The sequence below is a fragment of the Francisella sciaenopsi genome, assembly GCF_045862875.1.
Taxonomy (GTDB): Bacteria; Pseudomonadota; Gammaproteobacteria; order Francisellales; family Francisellaceae; genus Francisella; species Francisella sciaenopsi.
Genome location: NZ_BTHG01000003.1, coordinates 170,614 through 186,862, shown reverse-complemented (window position 1 = coordinate 186,862; position 16,249 = coordinate 170,614). Strand labels below are relative to the sequence as shown.

Here is a 16,249-nt window from a genome sequence, read left to right as displayed (position 1 = left end):
TCTAAAGCTCCTGATACTTATTACCACGTAATAAATTCATATGCTTAATGCGCTTATTGATAAGCTCTTTAGTGCCAATATCAGGACGATGGAATAACTTACCGTAGATGTTTTTGACAGCGTTTTCTGCTTTTTGCTCTGCTTCTGCTATCGTATCGCCTAAACCTAATACTGCTATCGCTCTAGAACCCGTACCAATTAGTTTACCATCTCTAAAATCTACAGCTCCTAAGAAAATTTCAACATTATCAGGGCATTTTGATATATCTATCTCAAAGTTTTTGACTGACTGATTTGGATACCCTAGTGGTACTAAATATTTACAGACACTTGCTTTATTTTTAAATTTAGCTTTTAGCTTATCAAGAGTACCATTAGTTATTGCTTGTACTATCTCAACAAAATCTGTTTCAAGTAAAGTTAGCAAATTCATAGCCTCAGGATCTCCAAAACGAGCATTATACTCAATAACTTTTGTATCATCTTTGGTAGCCATAAAACCACCATATAGAATACCTTGATAAGGTTCGCCAAATTTATCAGCCAATGCTTTTGCAACTTTCTCATTTATCTCTTTTGCTCTAGCTATATCAGAATCTGATAAAAATGGTAAGCTATGGTTAGCATCTGAGTAAGTACCCATACCACCAGTATTTGGGCCTTTATCGTCCTCATGTGCACGTTTGTGATCTTGTACAGCTGGCATGTGAATAAAATGCTCACCGTCAGTGAAAGATATCAAAGAGAACTCTTGACCGACAAGCTTCTCCTCAATCACAAATTCCTTGCCTGAATCTATCAATGACTGACAATGTTTAAGAGCATCACTCATTGCATGCAAGTGATCTCCCCATACAAGAACCCCTTTACCCCCCATCAAACCGTCTGCTTTTATGACAAACTGATTTCTATACTCCTTGAGAGTCTCTTCTACACCATCCATAGTTGAGAACTTTCTAAAGAAAGGGTTTGCACCTATATCATAGTCGCGGATTAGATCTCTTGTGAAACCTTTTGATGTTTCAAGTTGAGCAAGCTTTTTAGTTGGACCAACCACACCTATGCCATTTTCTTTAAGAGTATCAGCAAGACCTACCTCAAGTGGAGCCTCTGGACCAATAATAGCTATATCAATACTCTCTGCTTTTGCATACTCAAGAACTGCCTCACAATCACAGATATTACCAACTTTATATCCTTGAGCTATTCTATCAATACCAGGATTTACCGCTGTACTTATACAAAAAAGGTTACTCTTAATAGCACTTCTTTTAACCGCTTCAGCTATTGCATGTTCTCTACTTCCTGAACCTACTAAAAGAATATTCACTTGACTCTCCGTACTTAAATAATTTGCAACATTTTTTGCTATTCTTTGACTAATATTTTTGACATCTACTGATACATCAAACTTTTGACCAGTTATCATCTCAAAAAGTGTTATGTATTTTTGTGACAACTCTACAACCAACTCTTGCGGCGCTTGTGGTAAGATATCATCATTGTATGGATCACAGTTTTTTGCAAACCATAATCTAAAAAATTCTTTGTCAATATTTTCTGGCTCTTCACCATTTTCAAATTTCTCTGCATAGCTATCTTTTAGCCAAAATCTTGAGCTATCAGGTGTATGAATCTCATCTATTAAAATAATTTCACCAGTCTTTTCATCAACTCCAAACTCATACTTTGTATCAGCTAATATCAAACCATGTTCTAGGGCTTTCTGCTGACCAAATTCAAATAATTCTAAGGCTTTTTGTGAAGCAAAATCCCATTGCTCTTGAGTTAACCAACCTTCTTTGACGATATCTTCGGCTGAAATTGGTCTATCATGATCTTGTTCTTTTGTTGTTGGTGTTAGAATATTTTGTGGTAGCTTTTGATTCTTTTTCAAACCCTCTGGGAGAATATTGCCACAATAATCACGACTTCCATTTTTGTAATGTGTCCACAACGATGTCGAAGTTGATCCAGTTATATAGCCTCTTACTACGAACTCAATTGGCAAGACCTTTGCTTTTCTTGCGATTACGACATTTGCATCAGGAGATGCTATAAAATGATTTTTGACAATATGAGCAGTTTCTTTGAACCACCAAACTGATGATTGAGCAAGAATCTGACCCTTAAATGGAATAAACCCTAACGATCTATCAAAAGCTGACTGTCTATCAGTTGATATCAAAATACTTTTATCATCAGTAAAGTACATATCTCTAACTTTACCAGTGTATTTATCTTTGATACCCAGATCTGTTGATTTTAAAACATTTTGTATATTATTGATGATGACTTGCTTATCAATCATTAGATAATTTCCACCTTGCCTGTATTTGTAATCTTACCTATTTGATATAGTTTCGTATTTGTATGCTTTTTAGCTAACTCTTTCATCTTATCAAATTGATCTTGGCTGGCAATTATAGTCATACCTATACCCATATTAAATGAGCGATACATCTCAAATTCACTAATGTCGCCAATTCTTTGCATAACTCTAAAGATAGCAGGAGTTTCAAAGCTATCTTTAACAATCTCAGCACCTAACCCTTGTGGTAAAACTCTTGGAATATTTTCTATAAATCCACCACCTGTAATATGTGCCATACCTTTGATATAAACACCATTATCCAAGAAATTATGGATAATATTAGTGTAGTTAATATGTGGTTCTAGCAATACATCACCGATAGTTTTGCCATCTAGCTCTGGATATGTATCAGTGTGCTTGTTGCCAGCGACATCAAAGAATAATTTACGTGCGAATGAATATCCATTTGTATGCAATCCTGATGAACTAAGACCAAATACTATATCACCTTCTTTGATATTCTCGCCATTGATAACTTTATTTTTATCAACGATGCCTGTGATTACACCCACCATGTCAATCTCACTTGCTTGATACACTCCTGGCATCTCGGCGGTTTCACCACCAACAAGAGATACACCACATTCGGCACAAGCTTTTGACATACCTTTTACAAGCTCTTCCATAATTGCTGGATCAAGCTTATCATGAGCAACATAATCTAGAAAAGTGATTGGTTTAGCGCCCATCACGACAATATCATTTGTCGCAGCTGAGAAAAGATCATAACCAAGATTTTCAAACTTGCCACACATTACTGCAACTTTAGTTTTAGTTCCAACACCATCTATTGATTGTACTAAAACAGGATCATCATAGTTATTGATGATCTCTTTTAATGAATAAAGAGATCCAAAACTCCCTAAGCCTGTCAAAACATTCTTTGTAAATGTTTTTTTGACATGTTCTTTCATTCTATTAACAGCTTCATTACCTGCTTCAATATTTACGCCAGCATCTTCATATTTTAAGCTTGCCATGTTATTTCCTTTCTACATAAATTAGTATCCCCGAGCAAGCGGGAATCTTTTCAATCTTATCCATTGGCCTAGAGATATCCGTCCACGAGGATATAACTTGCCATAATAAATTCGCTACCTATTTAACTCCTGAGCACACTGAAAAGTATTATAAAGAAGCTCTGTAATAGTCATAGGACCAACACCTCCCGGTACTGGAGTAATTGCAGCAACTTTATCTTTCACTACTTCAAAATCAACATCGCCAACAATTTTACCATCAACATGATTAATACCGACATCTATAACAACAGCACCACCTTTGACCATATCAGCTGTGATAAAACCTGGCTTGCCTACCGCTACTACCAAAATATCTGCTTTGGTTGTATGGGATTTAAGATCTTTAGTAAACCTATGACACGTTGTGACAGTTGCTTTGGCATTTAACAATAACTGAGAAACAGGTTTGCCGACCACATTACTAGCTCCAACTACTACTGCATGAGCGCCTTCTGTCTGTATACCATACTCTTTAAGCATAGTCAGGATACCTTTGGGTGTACAAGACTCTAGACACTTTTTGTCTCTAAGTTGTAGTCTACCAACATTTGCTGGATGAAAGCCATCCACGTCTTTTTCTGGCTTGATAGCATAGATAACTTTTTGCTTATTAATATGAGTTGGTAACGGTAATTGCACTAGAATAGCATGTACACTAGAGTCGTTGTTTAGTTTGTCAATCAATTCTAACAACTCTTGCTCAGTTGTTGCTTCAGGAAGTGTTATAACTTCTGAATTTATACCTACTTTTTCACAGGCTTTTTCTTTTGAGCCTACGTAAGTCTTACTAGCAGGATCATCGCCAACAATTATTGCTACTAACTTAGGAACTATACCAGTTTGTTCTTTGTACTCTCGAAGTTGATCGGTCAATCTTTCTTTTAGATCTATAGAAAGCTTTTTGCCATCGATTAAAGTCATTTTTTGATTACTTAATTTAATGAATAAAAAAGATATTAGATATAATATCAAATTTAATAGAATCTTTGGAGCTTTTTTAGAAATCTTTTTATAAAAATAAATTAAGAGATAATTAAATATCTTTAGAATTTTATTTTTTTGAAAGTAACTTTCTATTTAACATCCAATAATATATATATGCAGTACAGTAACAACCCAAGGCTACTCCAAAAATCACATCACTTGGATAGTGAGAACCAACTATAATTCTACTACCAGCAAATACAACTATTAATACATACCACAAATATTTAAATTTTGGAAAGATATAAAAAAACGCTATAAACATCGCACCGACCGTGATCGAGTGTCCTGAAGGCATACTTGCAAAATCATAACCCGGAGCATGAAAATGCTGAAAATAATGCGACCCATATTCTAAGAAAAATTTCGGTCTAGCTCTGCCTATTATAGTTTTGAGCACTTGCCCTACAATACCACTAATTGCTACTGTTGCTAGAATAAATCCCGAATATATACAAATCTTATTAAAAGCAATTTCGGCACTCTCAGAAATCTTATCTATATTGGTAAATAATCTTATTAAAACTATTACTCCACATATTATCAATATATACTCTGCTTTACCAACATCTGTAATATATCTAAAAGCATTACCAACAGCTTCAGGCATTGAATGTTTGATATAGTTCTCGACAGGCGTATCAAGGTTATAAAACGCAAATACAACCAAAATCAGTATTGGCACAAATGTATATTTAAGTTGCAAATATTTAGGTAAATGATAGTTGTGTTGCTTAGGTTTTTTAAAGATTGCTTTGAAGTCTTTAAAATTAGTTTTTAGTACATTTTTAAGCATAGTTGCTCAACAGTTAGTAGTTTTATTAGAACTTTATATTATAGCAGAATATTACTCGCTCGACAGAGTTTATAAATTTAAAGCTATAGTTCTAATACTCATAGCCATCATAGTGCTTGACATGTGGTGCTCTTAACCACTTGATAGATCTCCGTCCACGCGAGAATGACCACAAATATTAAATCAACGACTTTTGTAAGTGAAATTAATAATATTCTAAAACCATCTAATAGATACATTTAGATATATTTCAGCTATTAGTTTTTACTGTCTACCATTAGGTTTTGATCGATGACTATTTATAATAATCTTGGTATATTGCTCATCGAACAAATACATAATCATTCTTAAATAATAATGGGAATCATTAATTTATTTTAAATTAAATTATTAAATATAAAATTAATGTGCGGCAATGAAAACACTTGCATCATTTAATTTTAAGAATATAATGTAGTTCACAGTGAATTGACTTAATTTACTGGGATGTTAAAATCTAAACGTTATAAAAACAAAAGGAAAATAAATCATGAAAAAGAAAATGCAAAAAGGTTTCTCACTTGTTGAGTTAATGGTTGTAATCGCAATTATCGCAATCTTAGCAGCAGTTGCGATCCCTATGTACTCTAACTACACTACTCGTGCTAAAGTTTCAAGTGAAATCTCAGAAATGGGCGGTGCTAAAGCCGATGCTGCTGAGCGAATCGCAAATACTAATCCTACTTCAGGATCAACTATAGCTATTACAGCTCAATCTGCGGGAACAGGTGGATTGGCTCCAGACACTCAAATTCTTGATAATGGTACTGTTCAGAAATCTTCTACTGCATTATCAGGCTCAAACATTCAGTTGGTCCCTGCAGCAACTTCAGGTTCGATTCAATGGACTTGTAAGATAACAGGAAGTCCTTCTACTTCAAGCATTCCTTCAAATTGTAGTTCAATAGCTTAAAGCTAACAAGCATCAAAACCACCTCGCGTGGTCTTTTTATCTATAAATTCATCTTAATTTCTATTTTATTTTTTTTTAGCTATAATTAGCTTACAATGTTTTTTAGTTTTATAAAATATATGCAAATACAGAAACAATTCGGCTTCTCCCTTGTTGAGCTAATGATTGTAATCGCAATTATCGCGATCTTAGCAGCTATAGCAATACCAATATACTCAAACCATAAAGAACGTGCCGCAATTATTGAATCTTTTAATATTATTGGCAATATTAAAGCTAGTATCCAAAATGATATCAACAATAACAAAGATATCTCACAACAGACTTATGATCTACCTACAGGTGTTACCGTAACGGGAAGCACTTCAGGCGCAACAATAAATATAAACCTAAGCCAAACTGCTCCTCAGTATTTCACTAATACAAATGATATTATTAGACTTAGTGGTGTAGTTAGTGGTAGCACTTTCCAGTGGATATGCTCACATAATACAAATGCTTCTACACTAACATCTAGCAATGTCCCGCATACTTGCAAAAATACATTTATCACTTAGGATTTTAATACTACTCCGACCTATTTCGCAGCCCATCCACGAAGGCAAATATCTCTTTGGTACCAATTGATATTAAACCACCCTATAGTTTTAGAGTTGATATATTGATATAAATTAAGCAATTGAATTTGCCCTTTTATAATATATAATTAAATTAATTTTTTATTAATTATAACAGTATGCTAAACCATAATATTAAAAAAGGGTTCTCACTTGTTGAGTTAATGGTTGTAATCGCAATTATCGCGATCCTAGCAGCGGTAGCAATACCAGCATATTCAAATTATGTTACAAGAACTAAGCTGACCGAAAGTCTCACCTCCTTAGAGAATTATAAAAAAGATGTGCAGGACTATTTTTTTTCACATGGTGTTTCTACTCAAGAACAATTAGAAAACTATGATGTCACAGATGATGCTGATATTGGCGATGCAAGTACAAGCGTGATGAGTGATATAGTTGGGCATAACGGTAGAATCGTAGGTGTAAGCAACATAAAAGGCACAACCTACCAAATAGCCCTAACTCCAAGAATACAAGATAATACATTTCAATGGTCATGTTCAATATCTATCGTTGAAGAAGAATCCAGTATCGAAAGTAACTATAATGGACAGGTTAATTTCAGCTTCATTGATAGCTCCGGATCTTTTGCAGCACCAAGTAACAGTGTTCTACCAAGAGGCTGTAATTCATCTAGTGAAAACTTAGATAGTGACTTTGAGGAGTATAAATCTCAAAGACAAACACTAGATAATGAGTTAGTTAGTAGCCATCAAAATGCTCTCTCAGCATGGCAAAGTAGAACGGCTGAAGCAATAGCACAGGATAGTGAGTATGATGATCTTATAAGTGCTATGAGCACAGCTGAAACCAGTGCAGATAATGCTTTCAGTGATTACCAAAAATATCAAGACATACAAAGTAATCAATCTAATTTAGACTACTATCAAGGACTGATTGATAACGCTGCAAATGGTGTTGATACAACATCTTGGCAAAATAGTGTCGATTACTACCAAGGTAGAATCGATAATATAGAAGCGACAATGTCTAGCCAAGCAGGTAGCAACTACAATAACGCTACAGAAGCTGCAGCTTACTTTAATGAGCAAACAGATATTTATAATACTAATCGACAAGATGCAAATGCAAGATCGATAGAGCTTCAAAATGAACAGAGAAACGTATCTAGTTCAATTAATGGCATTGAAAGCCAGGGGTTTGATTCAGATTACAATGGCGCTTATGAACAATATAATAGCTCTATGGATTCACTACAATCTAGCGTCAATAGCTCAGTAAATGTTGAAAAATTAGATACTCAACAAGCTGAAAATTATAATCCCGGCACTTTTAATCAAACTTCTGATAAATATAGCTCTTGGCAGTATAATCAAATCAAAAGTTAAAAGTCTGATAACTACATCTATACAGTTTTAGCTATATAAATCCTTACTTAACTTATAACAATTACCTGTCGTATTCACACAGATGAATATCCGTGAAACACTATCATCAAGCATTAAGTGGACATACCACCTACACAAATCACAAACCTAAAAGCTCTCTAGCATGAGATAATGTATTTTCTGAAATATCTACTCCACCTACTATTTTAGCTATTTCTTCAATACGCTGTTGCTGACTTAGCTCTATAATTTTTGATTCTGTAGTATTTTTAAGATACTTCTTAGATACATGCAAATGTGTTTGACCTTGAGCTGCAACCTGTGGCTGATGAGTTATACACAACACTTGTAGTCTTTCTGATAGCTTCTTGAGCAACTTGCCAACTATCTCTGCCGTAGCTCCTGATATACCAACATCTACCTCATCAAAGACTAATGTTGGATAAGATCTCTTAGCAGCTGATACTGCCTGTATTGCTAACCCTATCCTACTGAGCTCACCACCTGAAGCAACTTTTCTAACTGGTGCAAGTTGCTCACCTAGATTAAAGTTAATCATAAATTGACACTCATCTATGCCTTTAGATGTTTTGCTTTGAGATGACAAAATCTGTACTACAAAACTACCTTTAGGTATATTTAGAGAACGAATATTTTTCTCAACTTGTTTAGAGAATTCTTTTGCGGCCATTTGACGTGCTTGGCTTAGCTCTTTAGCATAATTATCATATTCTTGCCCAAGCTTTTGCTTTTGGAGATTAAGTTGCACTAGCTTCTCACCATCTTGACTAAAATTTTCCAACTCACTATGAAGCTCTTGGATATAATGATACATATAGCTAGGTTCAACTTTATGTTTACGGGAAAATTCATATATCTCACTCATTCTTTGCTCGACTTTTGCTAGCTCTTCTGGATCTTGCTCTAGAGATTCTAGTCTACTCTGTGCTTCATCATAGCTTTCTTGAGCATACACCTTAGTTTGTGAAATCAACTCCTGAAGATTACTGAAAGATACACTATTAAGTTTTGACACCTCTTTTTCAATATCTGTTAGCATTGCTATAACATTAGTATCAGCATCATACATCAAATTTGAAATATAATTAAGGCTATAACCAATATCATCGACACTTGAAAGATCTTTTTGACGCTGAGATAACTCTTCAAACTCATTCTCTTCTAGATTTAATCCTACAAGCTCATCAAGTTTATATTCTAAGAGCTCACGTTGACTATTTTGTCCTTCAACAGATTCTTGAAGCTCTGATATTTCTACATTTATCTTTTGTAACTGATAAAAAACACTAGAGACTTTTTTTAAAATTTCATCATTATTTGCAAAGCTATCTAACAAGCTCAATTGTGATTTTGGATCGAGTAAATCTTGGTGAGAGTTTTGACTATAAATATTTATAAGCTTATCTGAGATTTTCTTAACATCTGTAGTTTTAGCAACACTGCCATTTATAAATAGTCGACTTTGTTTTGATTTGTTAACTACACGCCTAAATGTACATTCATCATTTTCATAGTCTATGAAAAGATCATCCAAAAGCCTTTTTGCTCTTTGATTATCTTTGATACAAAATGTCGCCGAAACTTCAGTTACATTACCATCTTGTAAAAAAGTTTTTTCTAACCTTGCACCAAGTACAAAACTCAAAGCATCAAGTAAAATAGACTTACCAGCTCCTGTCTCACCAGTTAGAACAGTCATACCCTCTCTAAAGTCAATTTCTGTAGATTTTATAATCGCAAAATTTTTAATAGCCAGATGTTGTAGCATACTAATATCACCCGAAATATTGTAACCTCTTCATTATATATACTTTTGTAGAAATTCTAAATTTATTAGTAATCGAAAATGGTATTCGAGCAAATAGGTAGTCAATAAATAATAAAATCAATTAATAAGTAACAAGTTCAAATAATTAGCTTATTTTTTCTAATTTATAATTTTTTAAGCTTTGAAAATATATTATAATCAAATTGTATATCTTAAACCAATGTCAAACAAAAAGGATTTACTAAATGCAATTATCAAGAAGAGTTAAGGCTATGCAAGCCTCTCCTGTACGTAAGTTAGTGCCATATTCTATAGCAGCTCAAAAGCAAGGCAAAAAGGTTTACCACCTAAATATAGGTCAACCTGATATCAAAACTCCTAGTGAATTTATGGATGCTATCAGAGCTTTTGATGAAGAGACTATCGCATACTCAGTAGCTAACGGTGAACCTAGCCTAATCAAGGCAATCTCAAAATACTACAAAAGATTCGGTATGGATTTTGCTGAAGACGAGATCTTAATTACAAATGGTGGTTCAGAAGCGTTAATATTTGCAGCGATTGCTGTTTGTAATGCTGGCGAAGAGATACTTGTACCAGAACCTTTTTATACAAATTACAATGGTTTTACAACTGCCGTTGATGTAGCAATTAGACCAATTACTACAAAAGCTGAAGAAGGTTTCCACTTACCTTCAAAAGAAGAAATTCTAGCATGTGTAACTGATAAAACTCGTGCTATCATGATATCTAACCCAGGTAACCCTACTGGTGTTGTATACTCTAAAGAAGAATTAGAAACTTTGGCAGAAGTAGCTAAAGAGAAAGACTTATTCATAATAAGTGACGAAGTTTATAGAGAATTCACTTATGATGGCCTTACTTGTACATCTTTCGGCAACATCAAAGGTGTTGAAGATCGCGTAATCATAGTTGACTCTGTATCTAAGCGTTATAGCGCTTGTGGTGCTAGAATCGGTTCTCTTTGTACAAAAAACAAAGAGTTCATCAAAGAAGTTACTAAACTATGCCAAACTAGACTATGTGTACCTACTCTTGAACAAATTGGTGCCGCAGCTCTTTATGAAGTATCTGAAGATTACTTAAAAGAAGTAAACACAGAATACCAAAAAAGAAGAGATATAACTTTTGAAGCTCTTTCAAAAATGGATAATGTAGTTTGTGAAAAGCCTACTGGAGCTTTTTATGTAATTGCTAAACTTCCTATTGATGATGCTGAGAAGTTCGCATTATGGCTACTAACAGACTTTGAAGATAATAAAGAAACAGTAATGGTTTCTCCTGCTGGGGATTTCTATGCAACTAAAGGTCTTGGTAAAGATGAAATAAGAATCGCATACATCTTAGAAGAAAAAGCTCTAAAAAGAGCTCTTGAGCTTCTAGACAAAGCTATCAAAGCCTATAACAACAAATAAATTTATTTTCTAAGTTCTTTTTGCCCTATAATTTCTTATTTAAGAATTTTACCATCAAATACTGATGATCAATTAACCTAAGTATTTCTTTAATTTATAGATATAAACTACTATGTCTAAAAGTAATACTTGACCGAATAGCTTATTAATAAGCTAAGAAGAAATACACGCATTCGTGAGAATAACGGCATGAAATACAATATATAGAATATCTAAAAAGTAACCACTGTTCTTATATTGTTATGCATATTTTCAAAGCCCTTATTAATATCTTCTATCTTAATATTTGAAGTAATAAGGCTATCAATATCAATACGACCATCCATATACCAATCAACAATCATTGGTACATCTGTTCTGCCACGCATGCCTCCAAATGCAGAACCCTTCCAAGTACGGCCTGTTACCAACTGAAATGGTCTAGTAGATATCTCTTCACCAGCGCCAGCAACGCCTATTATCACACTTTGCCCCCAACCTTTATGAGCACACTCTAAAGCCTGACGCATAACTTTTGTATTACCAATACACTCAAAACTATAATCGGCTCCGCCTCCTGTTAGACGTATTAAATGCTGTACTAAGTCTTCATCAATTTCATTTGGGTTAACAAAGTCTGTCATTCCATATTTTTCTGCTAATGCTTTCTTATCATTATTAGTATCAACACCAACAATCTGACCTGCTCCAACCAGCTTCGCTCCTTGAATAACATTTAGACCAATCCCACCTAGACCAAATACAACAACACTAGCACCAGCTTCAACATTTGCTGTTTTAACTACAGCACCCACACCAGTTGTCACTCCACAGCCGATATAGCAAACTTTATCCAAAGGCGCGTCTTTACGAATCTTAGCTACAGCAATCTCTGGTAGAACAGTATAATTTGAAAAAGTTGAGCAACCCATATAATGAAAAATCTCTCTGCCATCTTGAGTAGTAAACCTTGAACTACCATCAGGCATAAGACCTTTTCCTTGAGTTTCTCTAATTGCCTGACACAAGTTTGTTTTAGGATTTAAACAGTACTCACACTCTCTACATTCTGGAGTGTACAAAGCAATAACATGATCACCAGGTTTAACAGTGGTTACATTTTTACCAACTGCTACCACTTCACCAGCTCCTTCATGACCTAATATAGCTGGAAAAAGACCTTCAGGATCTCTACCTGAAAGCGTATATGCATCTGTATGACATATTCCTGTAGCCTTAATTTCAACTAGCACTTCATTATCCCTTGGTAGTGCTACATTTACTATCTCTACAGAGAGTGGCGCTCCTGCTTTATATGCTACAGCTGCTTTTGATTTTATAGACATTAAAATTATCTCCAACTATATGAAATTGTTGATTTTATACTTAAGTAGTATTTTAGATGATGAAGAAAAAATAAGTAACTTTTTTAGAAGAGTTTTAGAGAATTAATCACGCTTATATATATCTTCTAAACGTACAATATCATCTTCTCCAAGATAATCACCAACTTGAACTTCAATAATTTGAATGTCACTATCTGTGAAGTTCTCTAATCTATGCACAGCTTCTTTAGGGATAAATATATGCTCGCCAACATTATATTCTTTGACACTTTCATTAACAGTTATAGTCGGTTTACCAGTTACAACCACCCAATGCTCCGCTCTTTTGAAATGCTTCTGTAAAGAAAGTTGTCCTTTAGGCTTTACAGTGATTATCTTAGTTTGACTTTTTTCTGTAAAATTAATTGTTTGATAAGTCCCCCAAGGACGCTCGTAGACTTTACCAACTTGATTCATTTCAGACATTATTAAATCCTCTATCTAAACTATACATTCCAACTATAAGAACATTATTTAGTAAAAGCAAAATAAATTCAAGTTGAATAACTGCATAATTTTTTATTGACAAAGATGAAACTCGGTCTATAATTCGCTTACCTCATACATGAAGTACGTGAGAATACAGAAATCATATCTAAGTATTTTTGTATGAGTTTATTGCTTTGAATCACGATAGCAACTAACTATCCACCAAAATTCAAAGCGCTAAAAAAACCAATAAACAAAAAAAATAAAAATCTGTATTTTCAGGTACTTTGTGTAACAATTTTTGGAGGTAGTGTTATGGCATTAGCTAAAACTCTAAAACCTCGCCACATTGAGCTAATAGCTCTTGGCGGTATCATTGGTTCTTGTTTCTTTTTAGGCACAGGATATGTTCTCTCAGAAGTTGGTCCAGCGGCTATCATTGCTTATATATTAGCAGGTATCATAGTGTACTGCGTTACGCTATGCTTAGCTGAGTTAACGGCAAATTCGCCAAATTCAGGATCCTTTATTCACTATACAGCAAAATACGTCTCTCCTTCGATAGCGTGTGGTATGGGATGGTCATACTGGCTTAATTGGATAATTTATATTCCTTCGGAATGTATAGCTGGTGGAATAATCATGCATACATTCTTGCCTTCTGTACCAACTTATATGTGGGCAACTCTGTTTGGGTTATTTATAACAATCATAAACCTTACTAAAGTCAAGCTTTTTGGTGAAATTGAGTTCTGGTTAGCTCTTATAAAAATCATAGCTCTTGGCTTATTTAGTGTAGTGGCTATACTTATATTTTTCAACATTATCAGTAATGATACTGGTGGTGTACTAGGTAGCACTTATATTGTTGGTGAAGAGGGTTTTTTTCCTAAAGGAAAATTAATTCTAATCACAACAATGGTCATACTACTAGTAAATTTCCAAGGCTCTGAAATCATCGGGTTAGCTGCAAGTGAATCTAATGATGCAGGAAAACAAATGCCTAAAATTGCTAAACATGTAGCAGTAAGAATTGTAGGATTATATGTAATTCCAGTATTCCTATTAGCAACAATTTTTCCTTGGCAACAAATGAATTTAAGCGACTCTGTATTTGCTACAGCACTACAACACTATCACCTTGACAAATTTGCTGGAGCATTTGCATTTGTAGTACTTGTAGCTGCATTTTCATGTGCAAATAGTGGCTTCTATGCAGCTGTTCGTTCTCTATATGGATTATCTAAAATGCGAATGGCTCCTAGTATTTTTAGAAAGTTAAATAGCTCTTCAATACCGCATTATGCTGTGTATGTGAGCATAGCTGGGGTATGGATATTTTTAATACTTTCATTCAAACTATCTGCATCTGCTGCATTTACAAACTTACTTGCTATGTCAGGCTTCACAGCTACAATCTGCTGGATCTGTATATGTTGGTCGCAATATAACTTTAGAAAGCAAATGATACAAAAAAATGCAGTTGAAACAATGGTATTCAAAACGCCATTATTTCCATACATCCCTCTTTTTGGAGTTTGGATACAAGTATTATGTTTAGTACTAACATTATTTAACGAAGATATAAGAGGAGCTTTTTATTTTGGTGCTCCAGCGATGATTATTCCTTGCTGTGTATACTTTTTTATTTCAAAAAGAAAAAGTACAAAAGTAATCAAAGAACCTATTTTTTTGAAAAAGGTATTTTAAGCATACTTAAAAATGGTTGAGTAATTTTAGAATCTCTATAATTGCTTAATCCTATATCCATTTGAATATGTCCCTTCTTAGGTTGAGCAATATAAGTCCCCATGATCTTATCCCACCAAATTAGATTAAAACCGAAATTAGAGTTTGTCTCAGCAGGTATTGTAGAATGATGAACCCTATGAGTATCTGGTGTTACCATAAACAATCTCAAAAACTTATCAAACGATTTTGGTAAGCGAATATTGCCATGATTAAACAAAGAAGTACTATTAAGAACTATTTCAAAAATAATAACAGCTAATACAGGTGCTCCAATAAGAAATATTGCCATAAATTTTATCAACATTGACAAAACTATCTCGACAGGATGAAAGCGCAACCCTGTAGTGACATCATAATCCAAGTCAATATGATGAACCTTATGAAATCTCCATAACAATGGTAAATAGTGAAATAATACATGTTGAAGATATATCGTAAAATCTAAAGCTAAAAAAGCTACTATAACCTTAATCCAAGCAGGTATATCAAAAAGGTTCAATAATCCTAAATTATATTGCTGAGAAGATATCGCTACTCCAACAGCTGCTGCAGGAAATAAAATTCTTAATATCAAGGTATCTAAAAATACCAGCACTAAGTTATTAAACCAGCGAGAGATTTTAGAAAGTCTGAGCTTACGCATAGGAGCTACAGTCTCCCAAATAGAAATTCCAAAAAGAATCAGTAGAAAAAAACCTAATCTAGCTATTAGTTCATAACTCATAGTTTAATCTGTAATAACCCCACACCACATTCTAGCACCACCCCCACCTAAAGGTTTTGGAGTATCTGAGTAATTATCTCCTCCTTCATGAATCATCAAACTATGACCTTCCAGCTCTTCTAAAGAATCAAGTCTTGGTGCCACCACAGATTTAGTTGCAGTACCATCCGCATTCACAACTAACTCTGGCAAATCCCCTTTATGCCCTTTGTCATTATAAGGACCAAGGTGTTTACCAGTATTATCAGGATCCCAGTGCCCTCCTGCAGCCATGCCGCCATTATCACAGCTAGGATTAATATGGATATGCATACCATGCACACTTGATGCTGGCAAGTTATATAGATAAGGTGTTATTAGAATACCATCCTGTTTGCCATCTTGAGTGTGATATGAAATTGTTACTGTACCCACATCTTTTTGAGTTTTAACATCTTTCATATGCACAATTAGCTCATTATCATGATAAAGATCATACGGTTTATTTTGTTTATCAAATAGTGAACAGTTAGTTAGCAAAAACGTACACATACTTATACCCAACAACTTACAAAAATTACTCATTTATATACCTCTAAAAAATTGTAGTTTATATACAAACAATCATACAAATATTTATTTTTTTAATCTAGAGTTTAAACCACAATTAATATTTTAA

The 16,249-nt window shown here is 34.1% G+C and carries 14 protein-coding genes; 5 read left to right on the top strand and 9 right to left on the bottom strand.

Going from position 1 to position 16,249, the window contains the following annotated elements; translation table 11 throughout:
- Position 1: 1 nt before the first annotated feature.
- The 4 genes from ACKTR7_RS05125 to lpxE form a co-directional block, all read right to left on the bottom strand.
- Positions 2-2,311, bottom strand: coding sequence for a phosphoribosylaminoimidazolesuccinocarboxamide synthase (locus tag ACKTR7_RS05125; protein WP_407877309.1), 2,310 nt, complete (start codon positions 2,309-2,311; stop codon positions 2-4).
- Entirely contained in the window at positions 2,311-3,354 is a 1,044-nt protein-coding gene (gene purM / locus ACKTR7_RS05120) for a phosphoribosylformylglycinamidine cyclo-ligase (protein ID WP_407877308.1), read from the bottom strand. Before purM ends, ACKTR7_RS05125 begins: the two co-directional genes overlap by 1 nt.
- A 114-nt stretch (positions 3,355-3,468) precedes the next feature.
- The gene (folD, locus tag ACKTR7_RS05115; RefSeq protein WP_407877307.1) at positions 3,469-4,317 is read right to left on the bottom strand and encodes a bifunctional methylenetetrahydrofolate dehydrogenase/methenyltetrahydrofolate cyclohydrolase FolD; all 849 of its coding nucleotides are present in this window, start codon (positions 4,315-4,317) and stop codon (positions 3,469-3,471) included.
- Between the two features lie 130 nt (positions 4,318-4,447).
- On the bottom strand, positions 4,448-5,176 hold the full coding sequence (gene lpxE, locus ACKTR7_RS05110; protein WP_407877306.1) for a lipid A 1-phosphatase LpxE: 729 nt from the start codon (positions 5,174-5,176) through the stop codon (positions 4,448-4,450).
- A 529-nt stretch (positions 5,177-5,705) separates the two neighbouring features.
- Between lpxE and ACKTR7_RS05105 the strand changes: the two genes are divergently transcribed.
- From ACKTR7_RS05105 to ACKTR7_RS05095, 3 genes are all read left to right on the top strand, one after another.
- Positions 5,706-6,128 (top strand): pilin, encoded by a 423-nt coding sequence (locus ACKTR7_RS05105; protein ID WP_407877305.1) that lies wholly within the window; start codon positions 5,706-5,708, stop codon positions 6,126-6,128.
- Positions 6,129-6,247: 119 nt separating this feature from the next.
- On the top strand, positions 6,248-6,685 hold the full coding sequence (locus ACKTR7_RS05100) for a prepilin-type N-terminal cleavage/methylation domain-containing protein (RefSeq protein ID WP_407877304.1): 438 nt from the start codon (positions 6,248-6,250) through the stop codon (positions 6,683-6,685).
- Between the two features lie 179 nt (positions 6,686-6,864).
- Positions 6,865-8,097 carry a pilin gene (locus tag ACKTR7_RS05095; RefSeq protein ID WP_407877303.1) on the top strand — a complete coding sequence of 411 codons (1,233 nt, stop codon included), beginning with the start codon at positions 6,865-6,867 and terminating at the stop codon, positions 8,095-8,097.
- 139 nt (positions 8,098-8,236) lie between these two features.
- Here ACKTR7_RS05095 and recN read toward each other — a convergent pair whose 3' ends face one another.
- Entirely contained in the window at positions 8,237-9,886 is a 1,650-nt protein-coding gene (gene recN, locus ACKTR7_RS05090) for a DNA repair protein RecN (protein ID WP_407877302.1), read from the bottom strand.
- 245 nt (positions 9,887-10,131) lie between these two features.
- On the opposite strand from recN, the gene ACKTR7_RS05085 reads away from it, so the two are divergent.
- Positions 10,132-11,322 (top strand): pyridoxal phosphate-dependent aminotransferase, encoded by a 1,191-nt coding sequence (locus ACKTR7_RS05085; protein WP_004286435.1) that lies wholly within the window; start codon positions 10,132-10,134, stop codon positions 11,320-11,322.
- 212 nt (positions 11,323-11,534) lie between these two features.
- On the opposite strand, the gene ACKTR7_RS05080 is transcribed toward ACKTR7_RS05085, so the two are convergent.
- Positions 11,535-12,647 carry an S-(hydroxymethyl)glutathione dehydrogenase/class III alcohol dehydrogenase gene (locus tag ACKTR7_RS05080; protein ID WP_407877301.1) on the bottom strand — a complete coding sequence of 371 codons (1,113 nt, stop codon included), beginning with the start codon at positions 12,645-12,647 and terminating at the stop codon, positions 11,535-11,537.
- A gap of 102 nt (positions 12,648-12,749) precedes the next feature.
- Positions 12,750-13,112: a phosphomannose isomerase type II C-terminal cupin domain gene (locus tag ACKTR7_RS05075; protein ID WP_407877300.1), complete on the bottom strand. Its 363-nt coding sequence runs from the start codon at positions 13,110-13,112 to the stop codon at positions 12,750-12,752.
- A gap of 318 nt (positions 13,113-13,430) precedes the next feature.
- Here ACKTR7_RS05075 and ACKTR7_RS05070 point away from each other — a divergent pair, with 318 nt between their 5' ends.
- Positions 13,431-14,825, top strand: a complete 1,395-nt coding sequence (locus tag ACKTR7_RS05070) for an amino acid permease (RefSeq protein WP_407877299.1) — start codon at positions 13,431-13,433, stop codon at positions 14,823-14,825.
- Here ACKTR7_RS05070 and ACKTR7_RS05065 read toward each other — a convergent pair.
- Positions 14,800-15,591: a sterol desaturase family protein gene (locus ACKTR7_RS05065; protein ID WP_407877298.1), complete on the bottom strand. Its 792-nt coding sequence runs from the start codon at positions 15,589-15,591 to the stop codon at positions 14,800-14,802. The two genes, ACKTR7_RS05070 and ACKTR7_RS05065, sit on opposite strands and share 26 nt — an antisense overlap.
- A gap of 3 nt (positions 15,592-15,594) precedes the next feature.
- A complete protein-coding gene (locus ACKTR7_RS05060) occupies positions 15,595-16,155 on the bottom strand; it encodes a superoxide dismutase family protein (protein WP_407877297.1) in 561 nt (186 codons plus the stop codon).
- Positions 16,156-16,249 lie beyond the last annotated feature (94 nt).

Excerpts from the sequence above, each read along its gene's own strand:
- ACKTR7_RS05125 (WP_407877309.1), bottom strand. The coding sequence starts at position 2,311 with ATGATTGATAAGCAAGTCATCATCAATAATATACAAAATGTTTTAAAA.
- purM (WP_407877308.1), bottom strand. The coding sequence starts at position 3,354 with ATGGCAAGCTTAAAATATGAAGATGCTGGCGTAAATATTGAAGCAGGT.
- folD (WP_407877307.1), bottom strand. The coding sequence starts at position 4,317 with ATGACTTTAATCGATGGCAAAAAGCTTTCTATAGATCTAAAAGAAAGA.
- lpxE (WP_407877306.1), bottom strand. The coding sequence starts at position 5,176 with ATGCTTAAAAATGTACTAAAAACTAATTTTAAAGACTTCAAAGCAATC.
- ACKTR7_RS05105 (WP_407877305.1), top strand. The coding sequence starts at position 5,706 with ATGAAAAAGAAAATGCAAAAAGGTTTCTCACTTGTTGAGTTAATGGTT.
- ACKTR7_RS05100 (WP_407877304.1), top strand. The coding sequence starts at position 6,248 with ATGCAAATACAGAAACAATTCGGCTTCTCCCTTGTTGAGCTAATGATT.
- ACKTR7_RS05095 (WP_407877303.1), top strand. The coding sequence starts at position 6,865 with ATGCTAAACCATAATATTAAAAAAGGGTTCTCACTTGTTGAGTTAATG.
- recN (WP_407877302.1), bottom strand. The coding sequence starts at position 9,886 with ATGCTACAACATCTGGCTATTAAAAATTTTGCGATTATAAAATCTACA.
- ACKTR7_RS05085 (WP_004286435.1), top strand. The coding sequence starts at position 10,132 with ATGCAATTATCAAGAAGAGTTAAGGCTATGCAAGCCTCTCCTGTACGT.
- ACKTR7_RS05080 (WP_407877301.1), bottom strand. The coding sequence starts at position 12,647 with ATGTCTATAAAATCAAAAGCAGCTGTAGCATATAAAGCAGGAGCGCCA.
- ACKTR7_RS05075 (WP_407877300.1), bottom strand. The coding sequence starts at position 13,112 with ATGTCTGAAATGAATCAAGTTGGTAAAGTCTACGAGCGTCCTTGGGGG.
- ACKTR7_RS05070 (WP_407877299.1), top strand. The coding sequence starts at position 13,431 with ATGGCATTAGCTAAAACTCTAAAACCTCGCCACATTGAGCTAATAGCT.
- ACKTR7_RS05065 (WP_407877298.1), bottom strand. The coding sequence starts at position 15,591 with ATGAGTTATGAACTAATAGCTAGATTAGGTTTTTTTCTACTGATTCTT.
- ACKTR7_RS05060 (WP_407877297.1), bottom strand. The coding sequence starts at position 16,155 with ATGAGTAATTTTTGTAAGTTGTTGGGTATAAGTATGTGTACGTTTTTG.